Raw genomic sequence first — 16345 nt, 5'->3', positions numbered from 1 at the left:
GGCGCTACAATCGGCGGATGTATCTGACTGACCTGACCATTGCGGAAGCGGCGGTGCGGCTCGAGCGCCGGGAGATCTCGTCGGCCGAGCTGACGAACGCTTACCTCGAACGCATCGAGCGCCTGAACCCGTCGATCAATGCGTATGTGACCGTGACGGCAGAGCGGGCGCGGGCTGATGCATCGCGCGCCGACGAAGAGATTGCCGCTGGCAACTACCGGGGGCCGCTGCACGGCGTGCCGATCGGGCTGAAGGACCTGTACGACACGGCGGGGATCGAGACGGCCGGCGGTTCGAAGATCCTGAAGGGCCGCGTGCCGGAAAAGGATTCGACGGTGGCGCGGAGGCTGGCCGAGGCCGGGGCCGTGCTGCTCGGCAAGACGAACACGCACGAGTTCGCCTGGGGGGTGACGACGAACAACCCACACACGGGGGCGACCCACAACCCGTGGAAGCTGGACCGGATCCCGGGGGGTTCGAGCGGCGGGTCCGGGGCGGCGATCGTGGCACGGATGGCGGCGGGGACGCTCGGTTCGGACACGGGCGGGAGCATCCGCATCCCCTCGGCGCTTTGCGGGGCGGTTGGCCTCAAGCCGACGTTTGGGCGGGTGAGCAAGGCCGGAGTCCTGCCGATGTCGTGGCAGTTCGACCATGCGGGGCCGATCTGCCGGACGGTGGAGGACGCGGCGATCGTGCTGCAGGCGATCGCCGGGTACGACCCAGACGACTTCGCGACTGTGCCCGTCCCCGTGCCCGACTACCTGGCCGGGCTCGAGGGCGGCGTGCGCGGCCTGCGGATAGGCGTGCCGCGGGAGCAGTTCTTCGGGCTGCTGGACGCGGAGGTGCGCGTCGCAATCGAACTGGCGCTGGAGACGCTTTCGGGACTGGGAGCCGAAGTGGTCGATGTGGATGCGGGGTTCAGGCGAGAGACGCTGTTGAAGGCGTGGCTGGTGTGCGTGGCGGAGAGCCAGGCGTTGCATGCGGAATGGTTCCCGAGCCGGAAGGACGAGTACGGGGAGGACCTGCAGCAGACGCTTTCGGGGCCGCTGCCCGACGCGAAGGGGCTGGCTGACGCCTACCGGGCGAGCTATGACATCAAGGAAGGGGTGCGCCGGACGTTTGAGGTGGTTGACCTGCTGGTGACCCCGACGACGATGCGGACCGCTTCGCTCATCGGCGAGGAAGAGGTGGAGGTCGATGGGTTCAAGATGTCGACCGGGGGAGCGTTCGCGCAGCTGACGATGCCGTTCAATATCGCGGGGGTGCCGGCGATCTCGGTGCCATGCGGGTTCGATGGCGAAGGGCTGCCGATCGGGTTGCAGATCGCGGGTGGGCCTTTTGAGGAGGCGAAAGTGTTGCGGGCGGCGAGGGCGTTTGAGATGGGATGAGATGAGAATGAAAGAGGAAAGAGGAAAGAGGGACGGCTTAGAGGCGGGTGTTGCCTGCGGCGAGGTTTCCGAGGCAGTTGAGGTCGTGGAAGGTAAGGGCGGGGCCAGGCGGGAGGGTTTCGGCCCAGGCGACGGCAGGGCCTGAGACGCGGCCCGTGGTGATGAGGACGGCGGCGGTGGCCCCGGTGGCGACAGCGGCGCCGTAGAGGTCGCGGACCTGGGCAGCGCTGACTGCGGCAGATTCGGCGTAGCGTTTGCACTGCACGGCGAGCGTTTCCTTGCGCCTGCGGGCGAGGATGTCGATGCCGCCATCGCCGGTGCCTCCCCGGTGTTCGACGTGCCAGCCGTCGCGCCGGAGCCAGCGGGCGACTTCGGTTTCGAATTCGGAGGGGTGGAGGCCGCGAAGCCCTTCGAGGGTGCGGCGGGCGGAGCGTTGCTTGAATGCGGAGCGAAGTTTACGCGCGACCATGAGCGCTACGAAGGCGACTCCGGCGACGCCAGCCCAGCGGTAGCCGGCAGGATCGAAGTAGACGACGGCGGCGGAGATGGCCGTGAGTGTGAGGAGTGAGCGTGTCATAACGAGATTCGAGTGTAAAGGGGAAGTGCGACAGGTGCTGGCGGCCCCGGGACGGGCAAGGATACGGAAGTTACATTCCGGTGATTGAGATTCGCGCTGCGCATGCGGTATGGTGCGCGGGTGGAGCGAGGTCGGCGATGTCCGCACTCGCCATCGTCAAGGAGGCTCATCAGTGAGACTGATCGACGCCCGACTGATCTTCTCGGCTGTTGCGGTCGGCCTCGCTGCAATCCTAGGTTCACTCTGGGCTAACGGCACAGCAGCGGCAGCGCCGCCGGCCGGGCTTGCCGTCTCTGTGCAGAAGGATGCGGCAGACGCCCCGCTTTATGCCCTCGTCTCCTGGGACGCCCCATCCGCGGCCGGAATATATGAAGTTCAGAATGCGTCGATCCGTTCCGCTACGCAGGAGCGGTCGTGGCGTACGATTCCGTCGTCAGCCATCGTCTTTGAGGAATCTCGCGCCAACCTGAGGGACGCATACGAGGTCGGAAGCGGCGCCGCCTGCTACCGGGTTCGTAGTATCGCTCCAGAGGCATCCGACTTCTCTTCGGAAGCCTGCTCGCCGATCCCGCCCAGTTCTTCGGTCCCGGGCCCGCCGAACACGGGAAATTACACGCGCGGGCACCCGGGAAATTCCATGGATGCGGGTGCAATGGGCGCTCTCCTCTTGGTCTCCGCTCTCGGCGTTTCTGGCTGGACGATCGCACGCAAGCGCTGACGCAAAGCCGGGGGTGGGTCGTGGCGTGACGTCGCCCCGCCCCCCTGGCCCGCCACCACGTTTCCCCCGCCCGACGCCCCCTCGTACGCACTGGCGACCTGGAGTACGCGGCCCTCGTCGAAGAAGTTGCCGATGATCTGGAGGCCGACTGGGCAGGCCTTCGCTGATCGAGGCAGTTGGCGCGGTGTATCATGAGGGCGAGGTATCGTCATGGGTGGAGTGAAGCAGGAAGTCAGGCGACTCGCGGAAGACTTGCCAGAAGACGCGACGTGGGACGACGTCATGGAAGAGGTCTTCCTCAAGCAGGCGATCGAGGCTGGGCTGAAAGCGGGTTCCGAAGGACGAAAGCGCACAGTTGGGGAAGTCCGTAAGAGTTACGGGTTGCCTGAGTAGTCCGAATGGAGGTGTTCTGGACCGAACCGGCGGATGCACATCTTGCGGCTATTCATTCGTTCCTCGCGCAGACTTCGCCGCGGTTCGCAGATCGAACCATCGATCGTATCACCGCCCGGACGAAGCAGATCGCCGAGTTTCCAAGGTCAGGGCGGTGATCCCCGAGGCGGAAGCGCTTGAAATCCGGATGCTGATCGAAGGCGCGCACCGGATCCTCTATGTCATCGGTGCCGGGCACATCGAAGTACTTGCCGTGCTCCACGGCAGGCGTGGTTCCATGTAAGGCTTCACAGGCCCGCCACCTGGTTCGCCCAGCCGCCCGCCGCCTCATAGGCGCTGGCAACCTGGAGCACCCGGCCCTCGTCGAAGAAGTTGCCGATGATCTGGAGGCCGACGGGGAGGCCTTCGCTGAAGCCGCAGGGGACGCTGATCGAGGGGAGGCCGGCGACCGAGGCGGGGAGCGTGTAGACGTCGTTCAGGTACATGGCGTAGGGGTCATCGACCTTCGCGCCGATGGGGAAGGCGACCGTCGGAGAGGTGGGCGTGACGATCACGTCGTACTTCGCGAAGGCGGCGGCGAACTCGTTGTTGATGACGGTGCGGACCTTCTGGGCCTTGAGGTAAAAGGCATCGTAGTAGCCGGCGGAAAGTGCGTAGGTGCCGAGCATGATGCGGCGCTTCACTTCGTTGCCGAAGCCCTGCGCGCGCGTCTGCTCCATGTTGTCCCACATGGTGGGGCCGGAGCGGTCGCTGAAGCCGTACTTCACGCCGTCGTAGCGGGCCAGGTTCGCGGAGGCTTCGCTGGGGGCGATGATGTAGTAGACGGCGAGAGCGTGTTCGGTGCTGGGGAGCGAGAGCGAGGTATCGATCTCGGCGCCGAGCGAAGCGAGTGTCTTCAGCGCCTCGTCGATGCGGGCTTTGACGCCGGGTTCCATGCCGCTGATGAAGTACTCGCGCGGGACGCCGACTTTCATGCCCCGGATGTCGCGGCCGAGGTAGTGGCGCATGTCGGGCATGGGCTCGGGATTGCTGGTGCTGTCGCGGGGGTCGTGTCCGCCGATGCACTGGAGCATGGTGGCGACGTCTTCGACGTCACGGCCGATGGGGCCAACCTGGTCGAGCGAACTGCCGAAGGCGATGATGCCGAATCGGCTAACGCGGCCGTAGGTGGGGTCGAGGCCGACGACACCGCAGAGGGCGGCAGGCTGGCGGATGGAGCCGCCGGTGTCGCTGCCGAGCGAGAGGATGGCTTCGCCGGCGGCGATGGCCGCGGCGGAACCGCCTGAGGAGCCGCCGGGCACGAGGTCGAGGTTCCAGGGGTTGTGGGTGGGGCCGAAGGCGCTGTGCTCGGTGCTGGAGCCCATGGCGAACTCGTCCAGGTTGGCTTTGCCGACCATGACGGCGCCGGCCTTGCGAAGCTGTTCGTAGACGTGGCTGTCATAGGGCGGGATGAAGTTCTCGAGGATCCTGGAGGCGGCTGTCGTGCGAGTCCCCTTCGTGACGATGAGGTCTTTGACGGCAACGGGGATGCCTGTCAGGGGTGTGGCAGTGCCGCTGGCGTAGCGAGAGTCGGCTTCGCGGGCCTGTTCGAGGGCGAGTTCGGGAGTATTGGTGATGTAGGCATGGACCTTGGGTTCGACTTCGGCGATGCGATCGAGGACGGAGCGGGTGAGTTCGAGGGAGGAGAACTCCTTCGCGCGGAGCTTTTCGTGGGCTTCGTGGGCGGTGAGCCGCCAGAGGTCGCTCATTCGAGCACCGCGCGGACGCGGACGTAGCCGTCTTCGGTGCGGGGGGCGTTGGCGAGGGCCAGGTCCTGGGGAAGGGAGGGTGCAACCAAGTCGTCGCGCATGACGTTAGAGAGGGGGAGGGGGTGCGCGGTGGGATCGAGTCCGGTGGTATCGACGGCAGCCAGGGCGGTGAAGTGATCGAGGATGCCGGAGAGCTGGGCGGTGAATCGGCGCACGTCCTCCTCGGTGAGGGCGATGCGGGCAAGCCGGGCGATATGGAGGACTTCTTCGGACGTGAGCGCCATTTGGCAAGCGTAAGAGAAAAGAGGAAAGAGGAAAGTGGGCGGGCCTTTGGCGGGGCTTAACCGCGCCGTTTTCCGGGGGAGGGGGGTTTGGTAGGGTGAGCAGGACTTTTGAACGAGGGTCTTTGCATTTGGGTTGCGCGCACCGATCCGGGGTGCACTTTGGAGCTGAGGGGCCGGCGGCCACGCAGGTGAAAAACGAATGAGTTCGTTGATTGTGCGGCGACGGCTGCAGGAGCGCCGGGCACACCGAAGCAGCGGTGCGGCGCCGTGGCTGGTCGCCCTGGTTGGACTGTTCGCTTTCGGGGCGATCATGGCAGCCGCGGCGGCGGGCGCACTCTTCGGAATGTACAACTCGTACGCGCACGACTATGTCCCGATCGAGGAGAAACTGCTGCAGCGCGCCGTGGGCCTGACGACGATCTACGATCGGGGCGGGCCGGACAGCGGTGTCGAGCTCGGGAGCCTGACGAATCCAGATGCGCAGCTGCTCGAGCCGGTACCGCTCGAAGCGATATCGCCGTTCATGGTGAACGCGACGATTTCGACCGAGGACAACTCGTTCTGGGACAACCCCGGCATCAACTTCACGGGGCTCGCGCGCGCGGCGTACGAGAACTACGTGAAGAACGAGTTCGGGGGCGGTACGGGCGGCTCATCGATCACGCAGCAGCTCATCAAGAACGTCTACATCTGTCCGAGCATCACGAACAGCGACGACCCGACGCGGTGTGTGACGGCGGAACGGACGCTCGACCGGAAGCTGCGCGAGATTGTCTACGCGGTGGAATTGACTCGTGATTACACGAAGGAAGAGATCCTGACCTGGTACCTCAACCAGATTTCGTACGCTGACCGGTATATCGGAGTAGAGGCGGCCTCGCAGGGGTATTTCCGGAAGGCTGCGAAGGACTTGACCCTTGGTGAGGCAGCGTTGCTCGCGGGAGTGCCGCAGTTCCCGACGCAGTACCACCCGCGTTACAACTGCGTTCGGGGTGACGACGAGAAGTGCCTTCTGGATGCGCTGGGCCGATCGACGCTGGCGGGCGAGGCCAAGGTGCGCCAGGAGGCGGTGCTGGACCTGATGGTGATCCACGGGCGGGCGACGGCAGAAGAAGCGGCGGCGGCGAAGCTCGAGGAGATCAAGGTGTTCGCCGCTTCGAACCCGCTGAAGGCGGAGGCATGGATCGACAACCAGGTGGAGCCGCGCCTGGTGCGGATGTGCAAGGCGGGACTGCTGCCGATGCCGAAGGGTGTCGAAGAGTGCACGGCATGGGTGCACTCGGCGGGGTACAAAGTGACGAGCACGCTCGACTGGGAGGCGACGGAAGCGGCGCGCCTCCTTTCGCAGACGAAGATCGCCGAGGGCCAGGCGGCGGGTTGCAATTGCTTCAATGCCGCGATCGTGACGATCGAGCCGACGACGGGGGAGATCATCGTCTATTCGCCGAACATCGACCCGACCTACCGGTCTGACAAGCGCGTGGCGGGAGACATCGACCAGCTGAGCGAAATCAACCAGCCCGGCTCTTCGTTCAAACCTGCGGTGTACCTGAACTGGTTTGATACCCAGAACAAAGCGCCGATGAGTTTCTTCTGGGACACGAGTCCGCTTGCAGTCGAAGGGACCGAGATTACTAACCCGAGAAACGACGGCAAGGTCAGTGAGGGGTTGATCTCGGCGCGCGCGGCCCTCGGAGGATCTCAGAATGTGGGTGCGTTCCGGGCGGCGCAGGAGGGTGGCGTCGACAACGTCATCGAGACAGCGAAGAAGCTCGGAATCACGACGCTGGAGCAGCACTTCGACCCGACATTCGGCAACCACCAGGCGGTTACGTATGGAGCGTCGATCGCGACCGGCGGGGCGAACATCCGGGCGGTCGACATGGCGTACATGGACGCGACGATTGCGAACATGGGGAAGATGATCGGGACGAAGTCCTACGCGGAGTACGTCCCGCTCAAGGATCTCAAGAACACCGCGACGGACATCGGTGCGGACTATGACACCGCGGTCAGGCAGGCGATCGAGTTCCAGCGGGGCAACATCAGGATTCCGGGGACGCGGGAAATCGACCCTGTGGTGGTCCTGGAAGTGCGCGACAAAGACGGCGGACTGGTGTATCGCGAACCGGATAAGCGCGAATCGAAACAGACAATCGACGCCGGCTCGGTTTGGCTGTTGCACAGCATCATGTCGGACTGCACGGCGCGGTTCATCATCTGGGGCTGCGGCGGCTCGAATAACGACCTCGGGCTCGACTTTTACTCGGGTGGCGTGAAGATTCCTTCCGGCGTGAAGACGGGGACGCAGCAGGGGCCGTTGAAGGCGAGCGACACGCTGGAGACGTGGATGACAGGGTACTCGCGGCATGCGGCGACGGCTGTCTGGGTGGGGAATGCGAACAACGAACTGGTAAATGACCGGTCGTTCGCGAGCGCGAATGCGACGGTGCGCCTCTGGAAGAACTGGATGGGCAGTTACCACGAGTTGTTGGCGTCCCGAGGTGTTGGCGGATATCGCCAAAGGTTTCAGCGACCTCCAGCCGAAGAACGTCGCACAGCGCAGCTTCGAGAGCGCGGCGACCGACCGGACGGTGGGCCCGGACTTCAAGTACTGCGAACAGACCGTGACGAGCTGGGTGCGGACGGACGTGAAGTACGACTCCCAGTGCGAAGAGAAGGAAATCGACACGCGAAACGGCTTCCTCGCCACGGCCGAGACGCCAGCGCAGTTCAAGGAAATGAAGAAGTTCGTGAAACTGCCGGGATTCAAACCCGAACCCGCGAAAGAGCTCGCCAAGGAGCGCGGCATACCGATTGCGCCGACAGACAAGAGCACAGGGCAGGTGGCGCTTTCGATTGCGAACCTGCAAACCGGGAGGACGATCAGCACGACGTTCCAGGTGACCGGGACGGTGAACGTCCCGAGCCTGAAGAACTGGAAGCTTGAAATCGGCGAGACGGCTGCCCCGACGGAGTGGAAGACGATCGGGAGCGGCAGCACGAACGTCACGGCAGAAGGCCCGTTGGGCGTGATTGAGCCGCGCGACCTGAAGGACAACGCCGTCTATACCGTCCGGCTGAGCACCGACGATGGGAAGGGCCTGAAGCTATCGGTGGTGATCAACATCAAGCGGACGAACGTGCCGAACAACCCGTTCGGGAGTGTTACTCCGACGCCGAACCCGAACTTCCCCGTGGGGACGGTAACTCCGCAGGTGCCGAGACCGTAGACCGACCGAAAAGCGGACGGGGCGATGGGGCAACGTTATCAACGGCGGCCGGACGGCGCGACTGGCGGAGGGCGTCGCAGAGCCGGGCCAGTTCGAAGGTCTCGGCGTTGGCGCGGGCCTCGGAGTTGCCAAGGCGGGTTGGTGATTAGTCGCCGACAGAGAGCCGGATGATGCTCATCGCGCGCCGCGGTTCTGGGGATAGCGGGACGACTCCCGGGCGAGTGCTGCCAGCCACTCGGTACGGCCGGGTTCGAGCTGATCCCAGGTGAAACGCCAGCGCCAGTTGCCTTCCGCGCGGCCGGGTACGTTCATGCGAGCTTCGCTGCCGAGCTGAAGGACGTCCTGCATCGGGATGATCGCTGTGTTTGCGATGGAGCGATAGGCGCAACGGATGAGGTCGTCCACGATGTCTTCTCCGTCGATGGAGAGGTATTCGCGGACGCGGTGGCGTTCGAGATCGGGTGCCTTGCGATACCAGCCGAGGGTTGTGTCGTTGTCGTGGGTGCCGGTAAAGACGACCTGGTTGGTTACCTGGTTGTGGGGGAGGTAGGGGTTCGCGTCGTCGTCGCCGAAGGCGAATTGGAGGACGGCCATCCCGGGGTAGCCCAGGGCGTCGCGGAGGGCCCGCACCTGCGGGGTGATGATCCCGAGATCTTCGACCACGATAGGGAGCTTGCCGAGGGCGGCGGCCAGGGCATCGAAGAGGTCGCGTCCGGGGCCCGGTTCCCAGTGCCCGTCGACCGCGGTAGGGGCTTCGGCCGGGATCTCCCAGGCGGACTCGAAGCCGCGGAAGTGGTCGATACGGACGGCGTCGAAGAGCGACAGGGTGCGCCGCATTCGGGCGACCCACCACGCGAAGCCGTCGGCGCGCATCGCCGACCAATCGTAGTGCGGGTTGCCCCAGCGTTGGCCGGTGACCGAGAAGGCATCGGGCGGGACACCGGCGACAACCTGGGGACGGCCTTCGCGATCGAGTTTGAATTGCGATTGGTTCGACCACGCGTCGGCGCTATCGAGGTCCACGAAGATCGGGACATCGCCGTAGAGTGCAACGCCTCGGGCCTGGGCATAGAGATGCAGTGCCGTCCACTGGCGGTCGACCGCCCATTGCAGAAAGCACTGGTAGCGGACTTCATCGGCAAGTGCTGTGGGCCCCGCGGAGGGGAACTCGAGCGGGTCGTGGTAGCGCCCGGGCCAGAGCCACCAAGGCTGATCGCTGAGCTCGCGGAGGGCGGCGAAACGCGCATAGGGCTCGAGCCATGGGTTGGCTTCGTGGAACCGGTCCAGGGCCGTCGCTCCACCGCCGGCAAGGAATTCGTTGCAGGCCGAGCGCAGGAAAGGTGCACGGTGCTCGCGAAGTCGATCGAAATCGAAGCTGTGGGGGTCCGAAGCGGATGGCGCGAAGCCTGTGAGGCGATCGAGGAGGCCATCCTCGGCCAGGCCGGGAAGGGAGATGAGCAGGGGTTCACATGCGAAGGCGGATCGGGAGGCGTACGGTGAATTCCCGGGCCCGACCGGGCTCGGCGGGAGCATCTGCCAGATGCGTGAGCCGGCCGCGGCGAGGAAGTCGACGAAGTCGCGCGCTTCGCTGCCGAGGCCCCCGGGGCCGGGCAGGGAGGTCGGGTGGAGGAGGACTCCGGCGGAGCGTTCGGTCACGAATCGAGTATCGAAGGAGGCGGGACTAGCTGCGAGCGGCTGGGGTTCGGGAGGAACTTGGAGCAGCCGCGGAAGGCTGTGCCCGGATCGCCCTTCGCAGCGGTCAGAGGGCGACGGCTTCGAGGTCTTCGAGATGCACGCGACAGGCGCGCCGGTCGCGGCCGAGGAGTGCAGCAAGGTCCCCGAGGGCCTGGGCCTGGAGGAGCTGGCCGAAGGTGTATGGCCGGCCGGGGATCGCGATGTCGTGTTTGATCGAGTCGATTACTTCGATGAAGGCGCCGCTCGGCGGACCGCCTTTGTGAAGCTGACCGGTGGAGTGGAGGAACCGGGGGCCGTAACCAACGGTCACTGCGACTCGGTGCCGCCGGGCGAGGGCTCGGCGGACGGCATCGAGCCGGTCGCCGTTTTCCTGGTTGCGGCTGATGAACGCGTTGATGGCGATGTAGTCGCCCGGTTCGACGGTCCCCAGGAGGTCGCGGAGGTTGATGGGCATCACGTCGGGGACCCCCCCCGCGAGGATGATGCCTGCGGCATCCTTCGCCTCCTGGACGTTCGGCTGGTCGAACGGTTGGACCTGGAGGACGGCGCCGGCGATGGCGGTGGCGAACTCCCAGCGGAAGAACTCACCGCCGATGCCGGCATCGGCGAGTTGTATGACTGGATGCCCGGCGGACTCGAGCTCGCGGAGGCGGGGGGATTCCTCATAGGTGACGAAAACCCGGTCGGAACCGTAGCCAGCGACCGGACCGACCGGCTCACCTTCGACAGGGAGAATGCCCCGACCCTCCTTGCCGGTGGACTCGGCAACGAGCTGTTCGATCCACCAACCGAGGGTCTTCATCGATTCGGGAAGGACGAGCGTGCACTTGTCCAGACCCTGGAGTGCCGCTTCGGCGAGGGCTACGCCGAGGGCTACGCCGGGATTCGCGGCAGTGGGGATGGTGGCGGCACATTGCTCGGCGATAGCAATCGCGTCATCGAGTATCTGCCGAACCGGCGCCCCAATCAGCGCGGCCGGCACCATCCCGAAGTGGGAAAGCACCGAGTAACGGCCGCCGATGTCGGGCCGGTTCTCGAAGACGCGCCGAAAGCCACGCTCCCGTCCGAGGATGGCCAGGCTGGAGCCCGGGTCGGTGATGGCGACGAACTGTTCAGGACTTTCGACGCGGTCCCAGAAGTAATCGAGGTGGCTGAGAGTCTCGATGGTGGTCCCGGACTTGCTGGCTACGAGGACGAGCGTGCGGGCGAGATCAAGCCGGGCCTCCGTCTCGCGGACTTGTTGCGGGTGGGTGCTATCGAGCACGACGAGGTCGAGCATGCCGGGCGCGGCACCGAAGGTTTCGCGGAGGACCTCGGGACCAAGGCTGGAGCCGCCCATGCCAAGAAGGAGGACGTGCTTGAAACCATCGGCGACGACGGCGCGGGCGAAGGCCTCGAGTTCGGGCAGTTCATGGCGCAAGTCGTTGGCGACTCGGAGCCATCCGAGGCGGTCGACGATCTCCGTGGGTTCGGGTTTCCAGACGGAGTGGTCTCCGGCCCAGATCCGCTCAACGGTGCGGTCCCGGGTGAGATCGGCGATGCGCGCGTCTATCCGCTGGCTCAAGGAGGGGGTCATCGAGAGACAACGGTAACGCAGGACCGGGGAGTGGCGCGATTCAGGCCGCGGCAGAAGGGGCCGCGGGCCGCCGATCTATGATGCTGATGACGGTTTCGCCGCAGATTTCGACTGCGGGGGCGGGGATGATCCGTCCGGCGGAGCCAGGGAGCACGTCGTGGCGCTTGCCTTTTCGGTAGGGGATTGGCTTGGAGGCGTCACTGTACATCGTGCCTACATTTTCGGCGGGCACCCGTAGGGAAACCCCTAATTCCGGGTGACGAAGGCGGGGCGCCCCGGTGACGGAGAGGTGAAGAACGGCCGGCGCGCGACCTCGCCGGGCGGGAATCAGCCGTGGCCAGAATTCGCGGGGTTGCCTGTGGGTGATTTTGGCGGGGGTGTCGGGGTTTCCCCCTAGTGAACGAACGGTGCAGGTGTGCCGAAGATGATGACAGGTAGCCATTCGACCGCGAGCCGCTGGCGCCAGGAGAACGAAGATGAACAACCACATGCGGGTCTGCCAGCACTGCAGGCTCCCCTATGACTGGCGCCGTTCGCCTTCGGGTTCGCTGAAGATGACCTACTGCGGGTCGCTCTGCGAGAAAGCCGACCTGGGGTTCACGATCGAGACGCTTCTCTGCGAGGTGCAGGTGGTGCGTCTCGACTGGAAAGAGTTGCTCGCGGCGTAAGTTCCTGGTGTGAACTGCCGCCCATCTGTAAGACACGGCCAGCGCCGTGCGTCTTAAGGATGAGGGCAGTTACTCCCCTCGCACGACGAGCAGTCACCAAATGCGTGACAAGCTCCATATCCAGGGTAAGAACCCAAACGGAGGACTACGGCAATGGCAACGGCGACCATCCTGTCTATCAGCGATCAGACGCACATCAAGGAATGCCGCAGGTGCGGCTTGCGATACGACTGGCGGCGCTCGCCGAGCAGTTCGTTGAAGATGACATACTGCGGGTCGCTCTGCGAGCAGGCGGACCTGGGCTTCACGATCGAAGCGCTGCTGCGGTATGACCGCCAGCCGGCGCCAATTGCGGCCTGAGGCGAGCGCCTCCGTAACGAGAGCGTAAGGTGGGTCTCTTTACGCAACTGAACTGAAGGCTCTACGCTGGATCTAGCCCGGGCACCCGACCCTCCACCTGGAGGGCGGGGAAGCCAGGGGCGGAAGGGACACCACTCTTGGTCGACGCACCCATCGGCCCCGGTCCCGCCGGGATGAACCTGAATCACATCAAGGTCTGCGCGCGCTGCAACCTCCGCTATGACTGGCGGAAGTCTCCCAGCTCGATGAAGATGACCTATTGCTCTTCGCTCTGCGAGAAGGCCGACCTCGGGTTCACCGTTGAGGCGCTGCTGCGCTACGAGCGTGCCACCCCGGCCGGCCGTCTAGGCTCCGAACACTCCGAACACACGAGAGGCCCGCGAATTTCGCGGGCCTCTTTGTGTTTTGCGTCTCAGTCCAGACGGTCCGGTCTCAGGCGGTGGTGGTGAGGGGAGTATCTTCGCGGTTGGCCCATTCGCGCATGGAACCGTCGTAGACGCGGACGTTGTCATAACCGAGGAGTTCCATGGTAAAGGCGGCGTGTGCGGCGCGAATTCCACCCTGGCAATAGGTGATAGTTGGCTTGCCGCGTTCGATTCCGGCGCCATCGAGGAGTGCCTGGATCTCGGCGGCGGGCAGGAACTTCCGTGAATCATCGGTGTGGACGAATCGGAGCCATTCGAGGTGGTGGGCGCCCGGCACGCGGCCGACTCGCTTGTTGCCGCGATCGTTGGTGCCGTCCCACTCGCCGTCGGTGCGGGCGTCGAGTACCTGGCAATCCGGGCTGGCGTGATGTTCCTTGAGGAACTCGACGGTCGCGTTGATGTCCGGGTTGGGCGATGCGGTGAAGCTGCCCTTCGGCGCGCGGGTGGCGTGGAATGTCACCGGCCGACCTTCGGTCATCCACCGGTGCCAGCCACCGTTAAGGACCTTCGCGTTGGTGTGGCCGTAGTACTTCAGCACCCACCAGAGACGCGAGGCGACGAGCGCGTTGTTGTCGTCGTAGGTCACGACGAGGGTATCGTCCGAGACACCGAGCCTGGCCATGAGTTCTTCGAACTGCTTCGGAGGCATCACGAGCGTCCCGTGGTCTGAGCCCTCAGGATCCTCTTCCTTGATGTAGTAGTGGACGGGGAGTTGGACCGCGCCGGGGATGTGTGCGCGGCGGTAAGCCTCGAGCGTGGCGCAATCTATGACGCGGACATTCGGGTTATCGAGGTTGGCCTGGAGCCAATCTGGTTCGGCGAGGAGTTCGGGGTGTGCGTACTCGGACACTGGGTGGCCTCCAACCTGAGATGACGGGGACTGAGTCTAACGCCCATGGCAGGGGACGGTCACCCGGCCGATTCGCCTGACGGCGGGGGGATCGTCGAGACGACGACATCGTCGATGATGAGCCCCTGTTGGCCTTGCCGGAGAACGGAGACGATGAGGGTGGCGCCGGGTTGGACGTTTTCGAAGTGCAGTACGCGGTGGATGACACCAGCGGTGGGTTCGGACCACTCCACGACCTGGGGCGGCCCGCCGAATTCCACCTGGATGCCGTTGACCGCGGATTCGCCGTAGTCGTAGAGGCCGAGGTCGACCCACGCTTCACCGCCGGGGAAGGCGGAGGCTTCGAGGCGAAGCGGTTGCCAGGGGGCGATGGCGACGAGTGCGCGGCCGCCTTCGTAGCGCGCATTGTCGAAACGGTACCAACCGGAGGCGCGGTCCCGCTCCAACTCCGGGTCGAACGAGAAGTTCAGCTCCGGTTCGAATACCGTGATGAATCCGACCTCGAGGGGGAGCAGTGGCCGCCAGATCTCGCTGTCCGTGCGCGCCATCACCGAACAGTCGTGTTCAGGGGAGTCCGGGTCGATGGCTGCGGGGAAGTCGAGCGAGGTGGAAGTCATCCCCGGAGCGGCGTTGACTTCCCGGAGGGCGAGTGTCGATTCGCCGCACTTGAGGCCGAGGGAGATGGCCGCCGACGCGGCGGCGGAGTTCTGGAAGCTGAGGGTGAGGACCGCATGCTGCTGGGGGAAGAGGCGTTCGCTGGAGAGCCCGGCTGCCGTCGCGGTGACATTCGCGCCGATGCTCGTGGAAAGGCGCAGCGTCGTCACGGGGCCAGGGGCCTCGGGGACGAGCCAGACTGAGGCCCCGGATGGGTCGCTCCAGACCTTCTCCCAGTGAGGCGCGTGGGCAGTGGGCTTCGACCAGTGGTCCTGATGCGGGCTGATGACCACGAGGCTGCCGGGAGTGACCCATGTCCTGCCCTGCGAGTCGAAGCGGTTGAGTGTGTAGCCGGTCCCCGTGAGCCGTTCGTAGTACGAGGTTCGGTCGAGGCCCGTGTGGAAGCTCATGTAGCGGGAGAGGTCGTCGTCCCATGTGTAGACGACCTGCTCGGGGCGGGAGTCGAGGAAGTTCGCGAGATCGAGGGCGAGACGGTCGACGCGATGGCCGCGCCAGTAGTCGTGGTCTGCGTCGACCGAAGCTACGTTGAAGGCGAGCAGGGAGGCGAGGAGCACGGCGATGTAGGCATCGACTGCACGACGGTAGGGTGGCTGGACGCCGGCGCGCCAGCGGGTGAGGCCGACGCCGGCCAGTGCAGCGAGGAAAGGCACCATGGCGAGGACGTAGCGCGGCTCCTTCCACCAGGAGTAGAGGCTAGGGAGGCGCATGAGGTGCTCGAAGTACAGGTAGAGCCCGGCAATGACGATCAAGAGCGAGACCACCTGGCGGCGCTGTTGAGGATGGTCTCGCCAGGTGAGTGCGATGAACGCCGTGCCAAGGAGGGTGACGCCGGTGAGCGGGATGAAGCCGCTGTCCCTCGTGAACGTGCGCAGGTACGTCCAGTCGATGTCGGAGTACATCAGGGCGCCGGGCTGGGAGCCGCGCCCTTCGCCGATGACGGTGCGAATGTCTTCGAACGGTTCACCGCCGAGAGCGAGAAGGAGAAGGCTCATGGCCGTGGCGACGGCGAGTGCGGGAGGGACGCCCCAGAGCATGGTCAAATCGAAGCGGCGGCGGTAGAGGACGAGCCCGGCGAGCGGCAGGGCGAGTCCGAGCGCCGTCTGGCGGGCGTAGAAGGCGAGCGCCCAGAGGAGGCCGGTGAGCGCGAATAGAATGGCACGGTGGCGCCACGGCTTCTGGGGAGAGTCCAGGGCATGCCAGAAAGCCAGGACCGTCGCGACCGAGAAAAAGGCCGCTACGGTATCGGGCAGGAACTGGGTGGAGTTGATGACAGCTTCGGGGAAGATCACACCGATAAAGGCAGCGATGAGTCCGGCGAAGCGGTCGCCCGAGACGCGGAGCGCAATGACGAAGGCGAGAACCGCCGCAGCCAGTGAGCAGAAGAACGGAAAGGCGATCGACTGCACCTCGCCGGGCCCGAAGAGGCGGTAGCCGATGGCTGCAGGGACTTCGAGGCTAAGGCGAAGGTACTGGGTGTAGTACAGGCTGCCCAGCGACTTGTGGTCGAAGACGGGCAGGCCGCGGGCGATGCTGGCGGAGGCATCGGCGTAGGCGAAGGGATCGGCGAGGACGAGCCCGTACCAAAAAAAGACCCGCAGAGCGGCGGCGAGGGCGAGGATCGTAGCGAGGGCGAGCAGCGTGGGGCCGTCGCGCCGGGTGCTCATCCGGTTACTCCGTCTGCCGACCCTGGAGCCACACGCGAATGGGAGGGGCAACGACCCGGGTGCACCCGCCGAACACCAAAGGGTGAGCCTT

16 protein-coding genes are annotated in these 16345 nt (G+C 65.3%); 8 read left to right on the top strand and 8 right to left on the bottom strand.

Annotated features, from left to right (window positions below; all coding sequences use genetic code 11):
* The first annotated feature begins 17 nt into the window (after window positions 1–17).
* Window positions 18–1388: an amidase gene (locus IPG14_RS06505; RefSeq protein WP_343391257.1), complete on the top strand. Its 1371-nt coding sequence runs from the start codon at window positions 18–20 to the stop codon at window positions 1386–1388.
* A 37-nt stretch (window positions 1389–1425) separates the two neighbouring features.
* Here the strand turns inward: IPG14_RS06505 and IPG14_RS06500 are convergent, their stop codons facing one another.
* Window positions 1426–1965 carry a restriction endonuclease gene (locus IPG14_RS06500; protein ID WP_343391256.1) on the bottom strand — a complete coding sequence of 180 codons (540 nt, stop codon included), beginning with the start codon at window positions 1963–1965 and terminating at the stop codon, window positions 1426–1428.
* 928 nt (window positions 1966–2893) lie between these two features.
* On the opposite strand from IPG14_RS06500, the gene IPG14_RS06495 reads away from it, so the two are divergent.
* The 3 genes from IPG14_RS06495 to IPG14_RS06485 are packed head-to-tail and all read left to right on the top strand — an operon-like array spanning window position 2894 to window position 3359.
* The gene (locus tag IPG14_RS06495) at window positions 2894–3076 is read left to right on the top strand and encodes a hypothetical protein (protein WP_343384175.1); all 183 of its coding nucleotides are present in this window, start codon (window positions 2894–2896) and stop codon (window positions 3074–3076) included.
* Between the two features lie 5 nt (window positions 3077–3081).
* A complete protein-coding gene (locus IPG14_RS06490; protein ID WP_343391255.1) occupies window positions 3082–3234 on the top strand; it encodes a type II toxin-antitoxin system RelE/ParE family toxin in 153 nt (50 codons plus the stop codon).
* On the top strand, window positions 3231–3359 hold the full coding sequence (locus IPG14_RS06485) for a type II toxin-antitoxin system RelE/ParE family toxin (RefSeq protein ID WP_343389126.1): 129 nt from the start codon (window positions 3231–3233) through the stop codon (window positions 3357–3359). Before IPG14_RS06490 ends, IPG14_RS06485 begins: the two co-directional genes overlap by 4 nt.
* A 4-nt stretch (window positions 3360–3363) precedes the next feature.
* On the opposite strand, the gene gatA is transcribed toward IPG14_RS06485, so the two are convergent.
* Together gatA and gatC are read right to left on the bottom strand one after the other, a co-directional pair.
* Window positions 3364–4824, bottom strand: a complete 1461-nt coding sequence (gene gatA / locus IPG14_RS06480) for an Asp-tRNA(Asn)/Glu-tRNA(Gln) amidotransferase subunit GatA (protein WP_343391254.1) — start codon at window positions 4822–4824, stop codon at window positions 3364–3366.
* Window positions 4821–5108, bottom strand: coding sequence for an Asp-tRNA(Asn)/Glu-tRNA(Gln) amidotransferase subunit GatC (gene gatC / locus IPG14_RS06475; protein ID WP_343384179.1), 288 nt, complete (start codon window positions 5106–5108; stop codon window positions 4821–4823). Before gatC ends, gatA begins: the two co-directional genes overlap by 4 nt.
* A 199-nt stretch (window positions 5109–5307) precedes the next feature.
* Here gatC and IPG14_RS06470 point away from each other — a divergent pair, with 199 nt between their 5' ends.
* Together IPG14_RS06470 and IPG14_RS06465 are read left to right on the top strand one after the other, a co-directional pair.
* On the top strand, window positions 5308–8058 hold the full coding sequence (locus tag IPG14_RS06470; protein WP_343391253.1) for a transglycosylase domain-containing protein: 2751 nt from the start codon (window positions 5308–5310) through the stop codon (window positions 8056–8058).
* On the top strand, window positions 8024–8341 hold the full coding sequence (locus IPG14_RS06465) for a hypothetical protein (protein WP_343391252.1): 318 nt from the start codon (window positions 8024–8026) through the stop codon (window positions 8339–8341). Before IPG14_RS06470 ends, IPG14_RS06465 begins: the two co-directional genes overlap by 35 nt.
* Before the next feature lie 174 nt (window positions 8342–8515).
* On the opposite strand, the gene malQ is transcribed toward IPG14_RS06465, so the two are convergent.
* From malQ to IPG14_RS06450, 3 genes are all read right to left on the bottom strand, one after another.
* The gene (gene malQ / locus IPG14_RS06460; protein WP_343391251.1) at window positions 8516–9997 is read right to left on the bottom strand and encodes a 4-alpha-glucanotransferase; all 1482 of its coding nucleotides are present in this window, start codon (window positions 9995–9997) and stop codon (window positions 8516–8518) included.
* Between the two features lie 103 nt (window positions 9998–10100).
* A complete protein-coding gene (locus IPG14_RS06455; protein ID WP_343391250.1) occupies window positions 10101–11612 on the bottom strand; it encodes a glucose-6-phosphate isomerase in 1512 nt (503 codons plus the stop codon).
* A 40-nt stretch (window positions 11613–11652) separates the two neighbouring features.
* The gene (locus tag IPG14_RS06450) at window positions 11653–11820 is read right to left on the bottom strand and encodes a hypothetical protein (RefSeq protein ID WP_343391249.1); all 168 of its coding nucleotides are present in this window, start codon (window positions 11818–11820) and stop codon (window positions 11653–11655) included.
* A gap of 268 nt (window positions 11821–12088) precedes the next feature.
* On the opposite strand from IPG14_RS06450, the gene IPG14_RS06445 reads away from it, so the two are divergent.
* Window positions 12089–12280 carry a hypothetical protein gene (locus IPG14_RS06445; protein ID WP_343384185.1) on the top strand — a complete coding sequence of 64 codons (192 nt, stop codon included), beginning with the start codon at window positions 12089–12091 and terminating at the stop codon, window positions 12278–12280.
* A 153-nt stretch (window positions 12281–12433) separates the two neighbouring features.
* Window positions 12434–12640 carry a hypothetical protein gene (locus IPG14_RS06440; RefSeq protein ID WP_343391248.1) on the top strand — a complete coding sequence of 69 codons (207 nt, stop codon included), beginning with the start codon at window positions 12434–12436 and terminating at the stop codon, window positions 12638–12640.
* Between the two features lie 432 nt (window positions 12641–13072).
* On the opposite strand, the gene IPG14_RS06435 is transcribed toward IPG14_RS06440, so the two are convergent.
* Entirely contained in the window at window positions 13073–13915 is an 843-nt protein-coding gene (locus tag IPG14_RS06435) for a sulfurtransferase (RefSeq protein WP_343388644.1), read from the bottom strand.
* Between the two features lie 59 nt (window positions 13916–13974).
* A complete protein-coding gene (locus IPG14_RS06430) occupies window positions 13975–16254 on the bottom strand; it encodes a glycosyltransferase family 39 protein (protein ID WP_343391247.1) in 2280 nt (759 codons plus the stop codon).
* Window positions 16255–16345 lie beyond the last annotated feature (91 nt).

Source organism: Candidatus Amarobacter glycogenicus (assembly GCF_016704105.1).
Classification (GTDB): Bacteria; Chloroflexota; Dehalococcoidia; order Tepidiformales; family Tepidiformaceae; genus Amarobacter; species Amarobacter glycogenicus.
Note: the sequence above shows the minus strand (reverse complement) of the source record. Positions and strands in the feature narration are given on the sequence as shown.

Bases quoted from the DNA above. Each gene is read 5' to 3' on its own strand.
- IPG14_RS06445 (WP_343384185.1), top strand. From the start codon at position 12,089: ATGAACAACCACATGCGGGTCTGCCAGCACTGCAGGCTCCCCTATGAC.
- IPG14_RS06440 (WP_343391248.1), top strand. From the start codon at position 12,434: ATGGCAACGGCGACCATCCTGTCTATCAGCGATCAGACGCACATCAAG.
- IPG14_RS06495 (WP_343384175.1), top strand. From the start codon at position 2,894: ATGGGTGGAGTGAAGCAGGAAGTCAGGCGACTCGCGGAAGACTTGCCA.
- IPG14_RS06505 (WP_343391257.1), top strand. From the start codon at position 18: ATGTATCTGACTGACCTGACCATTGCGGAAGCGGCGGTGCGGCTCGAG.
- IPG14_RS06500 (WP_343391256.1), bottom strand. From the start codon at position 1,965: ATGACACGCTCACTCCTCACACTCACGGCCATCTCCGCCGCCGTCGTC.
- gatC (WP_343384179.1), bottom strand. From the start codon at position 5,108: ATGGCGCTCACGTCCGAAGAAGTCCTCCATATCGCCCGGCTTGCCCGC.
- IPG14_RS06470 (WP_343391253.1), top strand. From the start codon at position 5,308: ATGAGTTCGTTGATTGTGCGGCGACGGCTGCAGGAGCGCCGGGCACAC.
- gatA (WP_343391254.1), bottom strand. From the start codon at position 4,824: ATGAGCGACCTCTGGCGGCTCACCGCCCACGAAGCCCACGAAAAGCTC.
- IPG14_RS06450 (WP_343391249.1), bottom strand. From the start codon at position 11,820: ATGTACAGTGACGCCTCCAAGCCAATCCCCTACCGAAAAGGCAAGCGC.
- IPG14_RS06490 (WP_343391255.1), top strand. From the start codon at position 3,082: ATGGAGGTGTTCTGGACCGAACCGGCGGATGCACATCTTGCGGCTATT.
- IPG14_RS06430 (WP_343391247.1), bottom strand. From the start codon at position 16,254: ATGAGCACCCGGCGCGACGGCCCCACGCTGCTCGCCCTCGCTACGATC.
- IPG14_RS06455 (WP_343391250.1), bottom strand. From the start codon at position 11,612: ATGACCCCCTCCTTGAGCCAGCGGATAGACGCGCGCATCGCCGATCTC.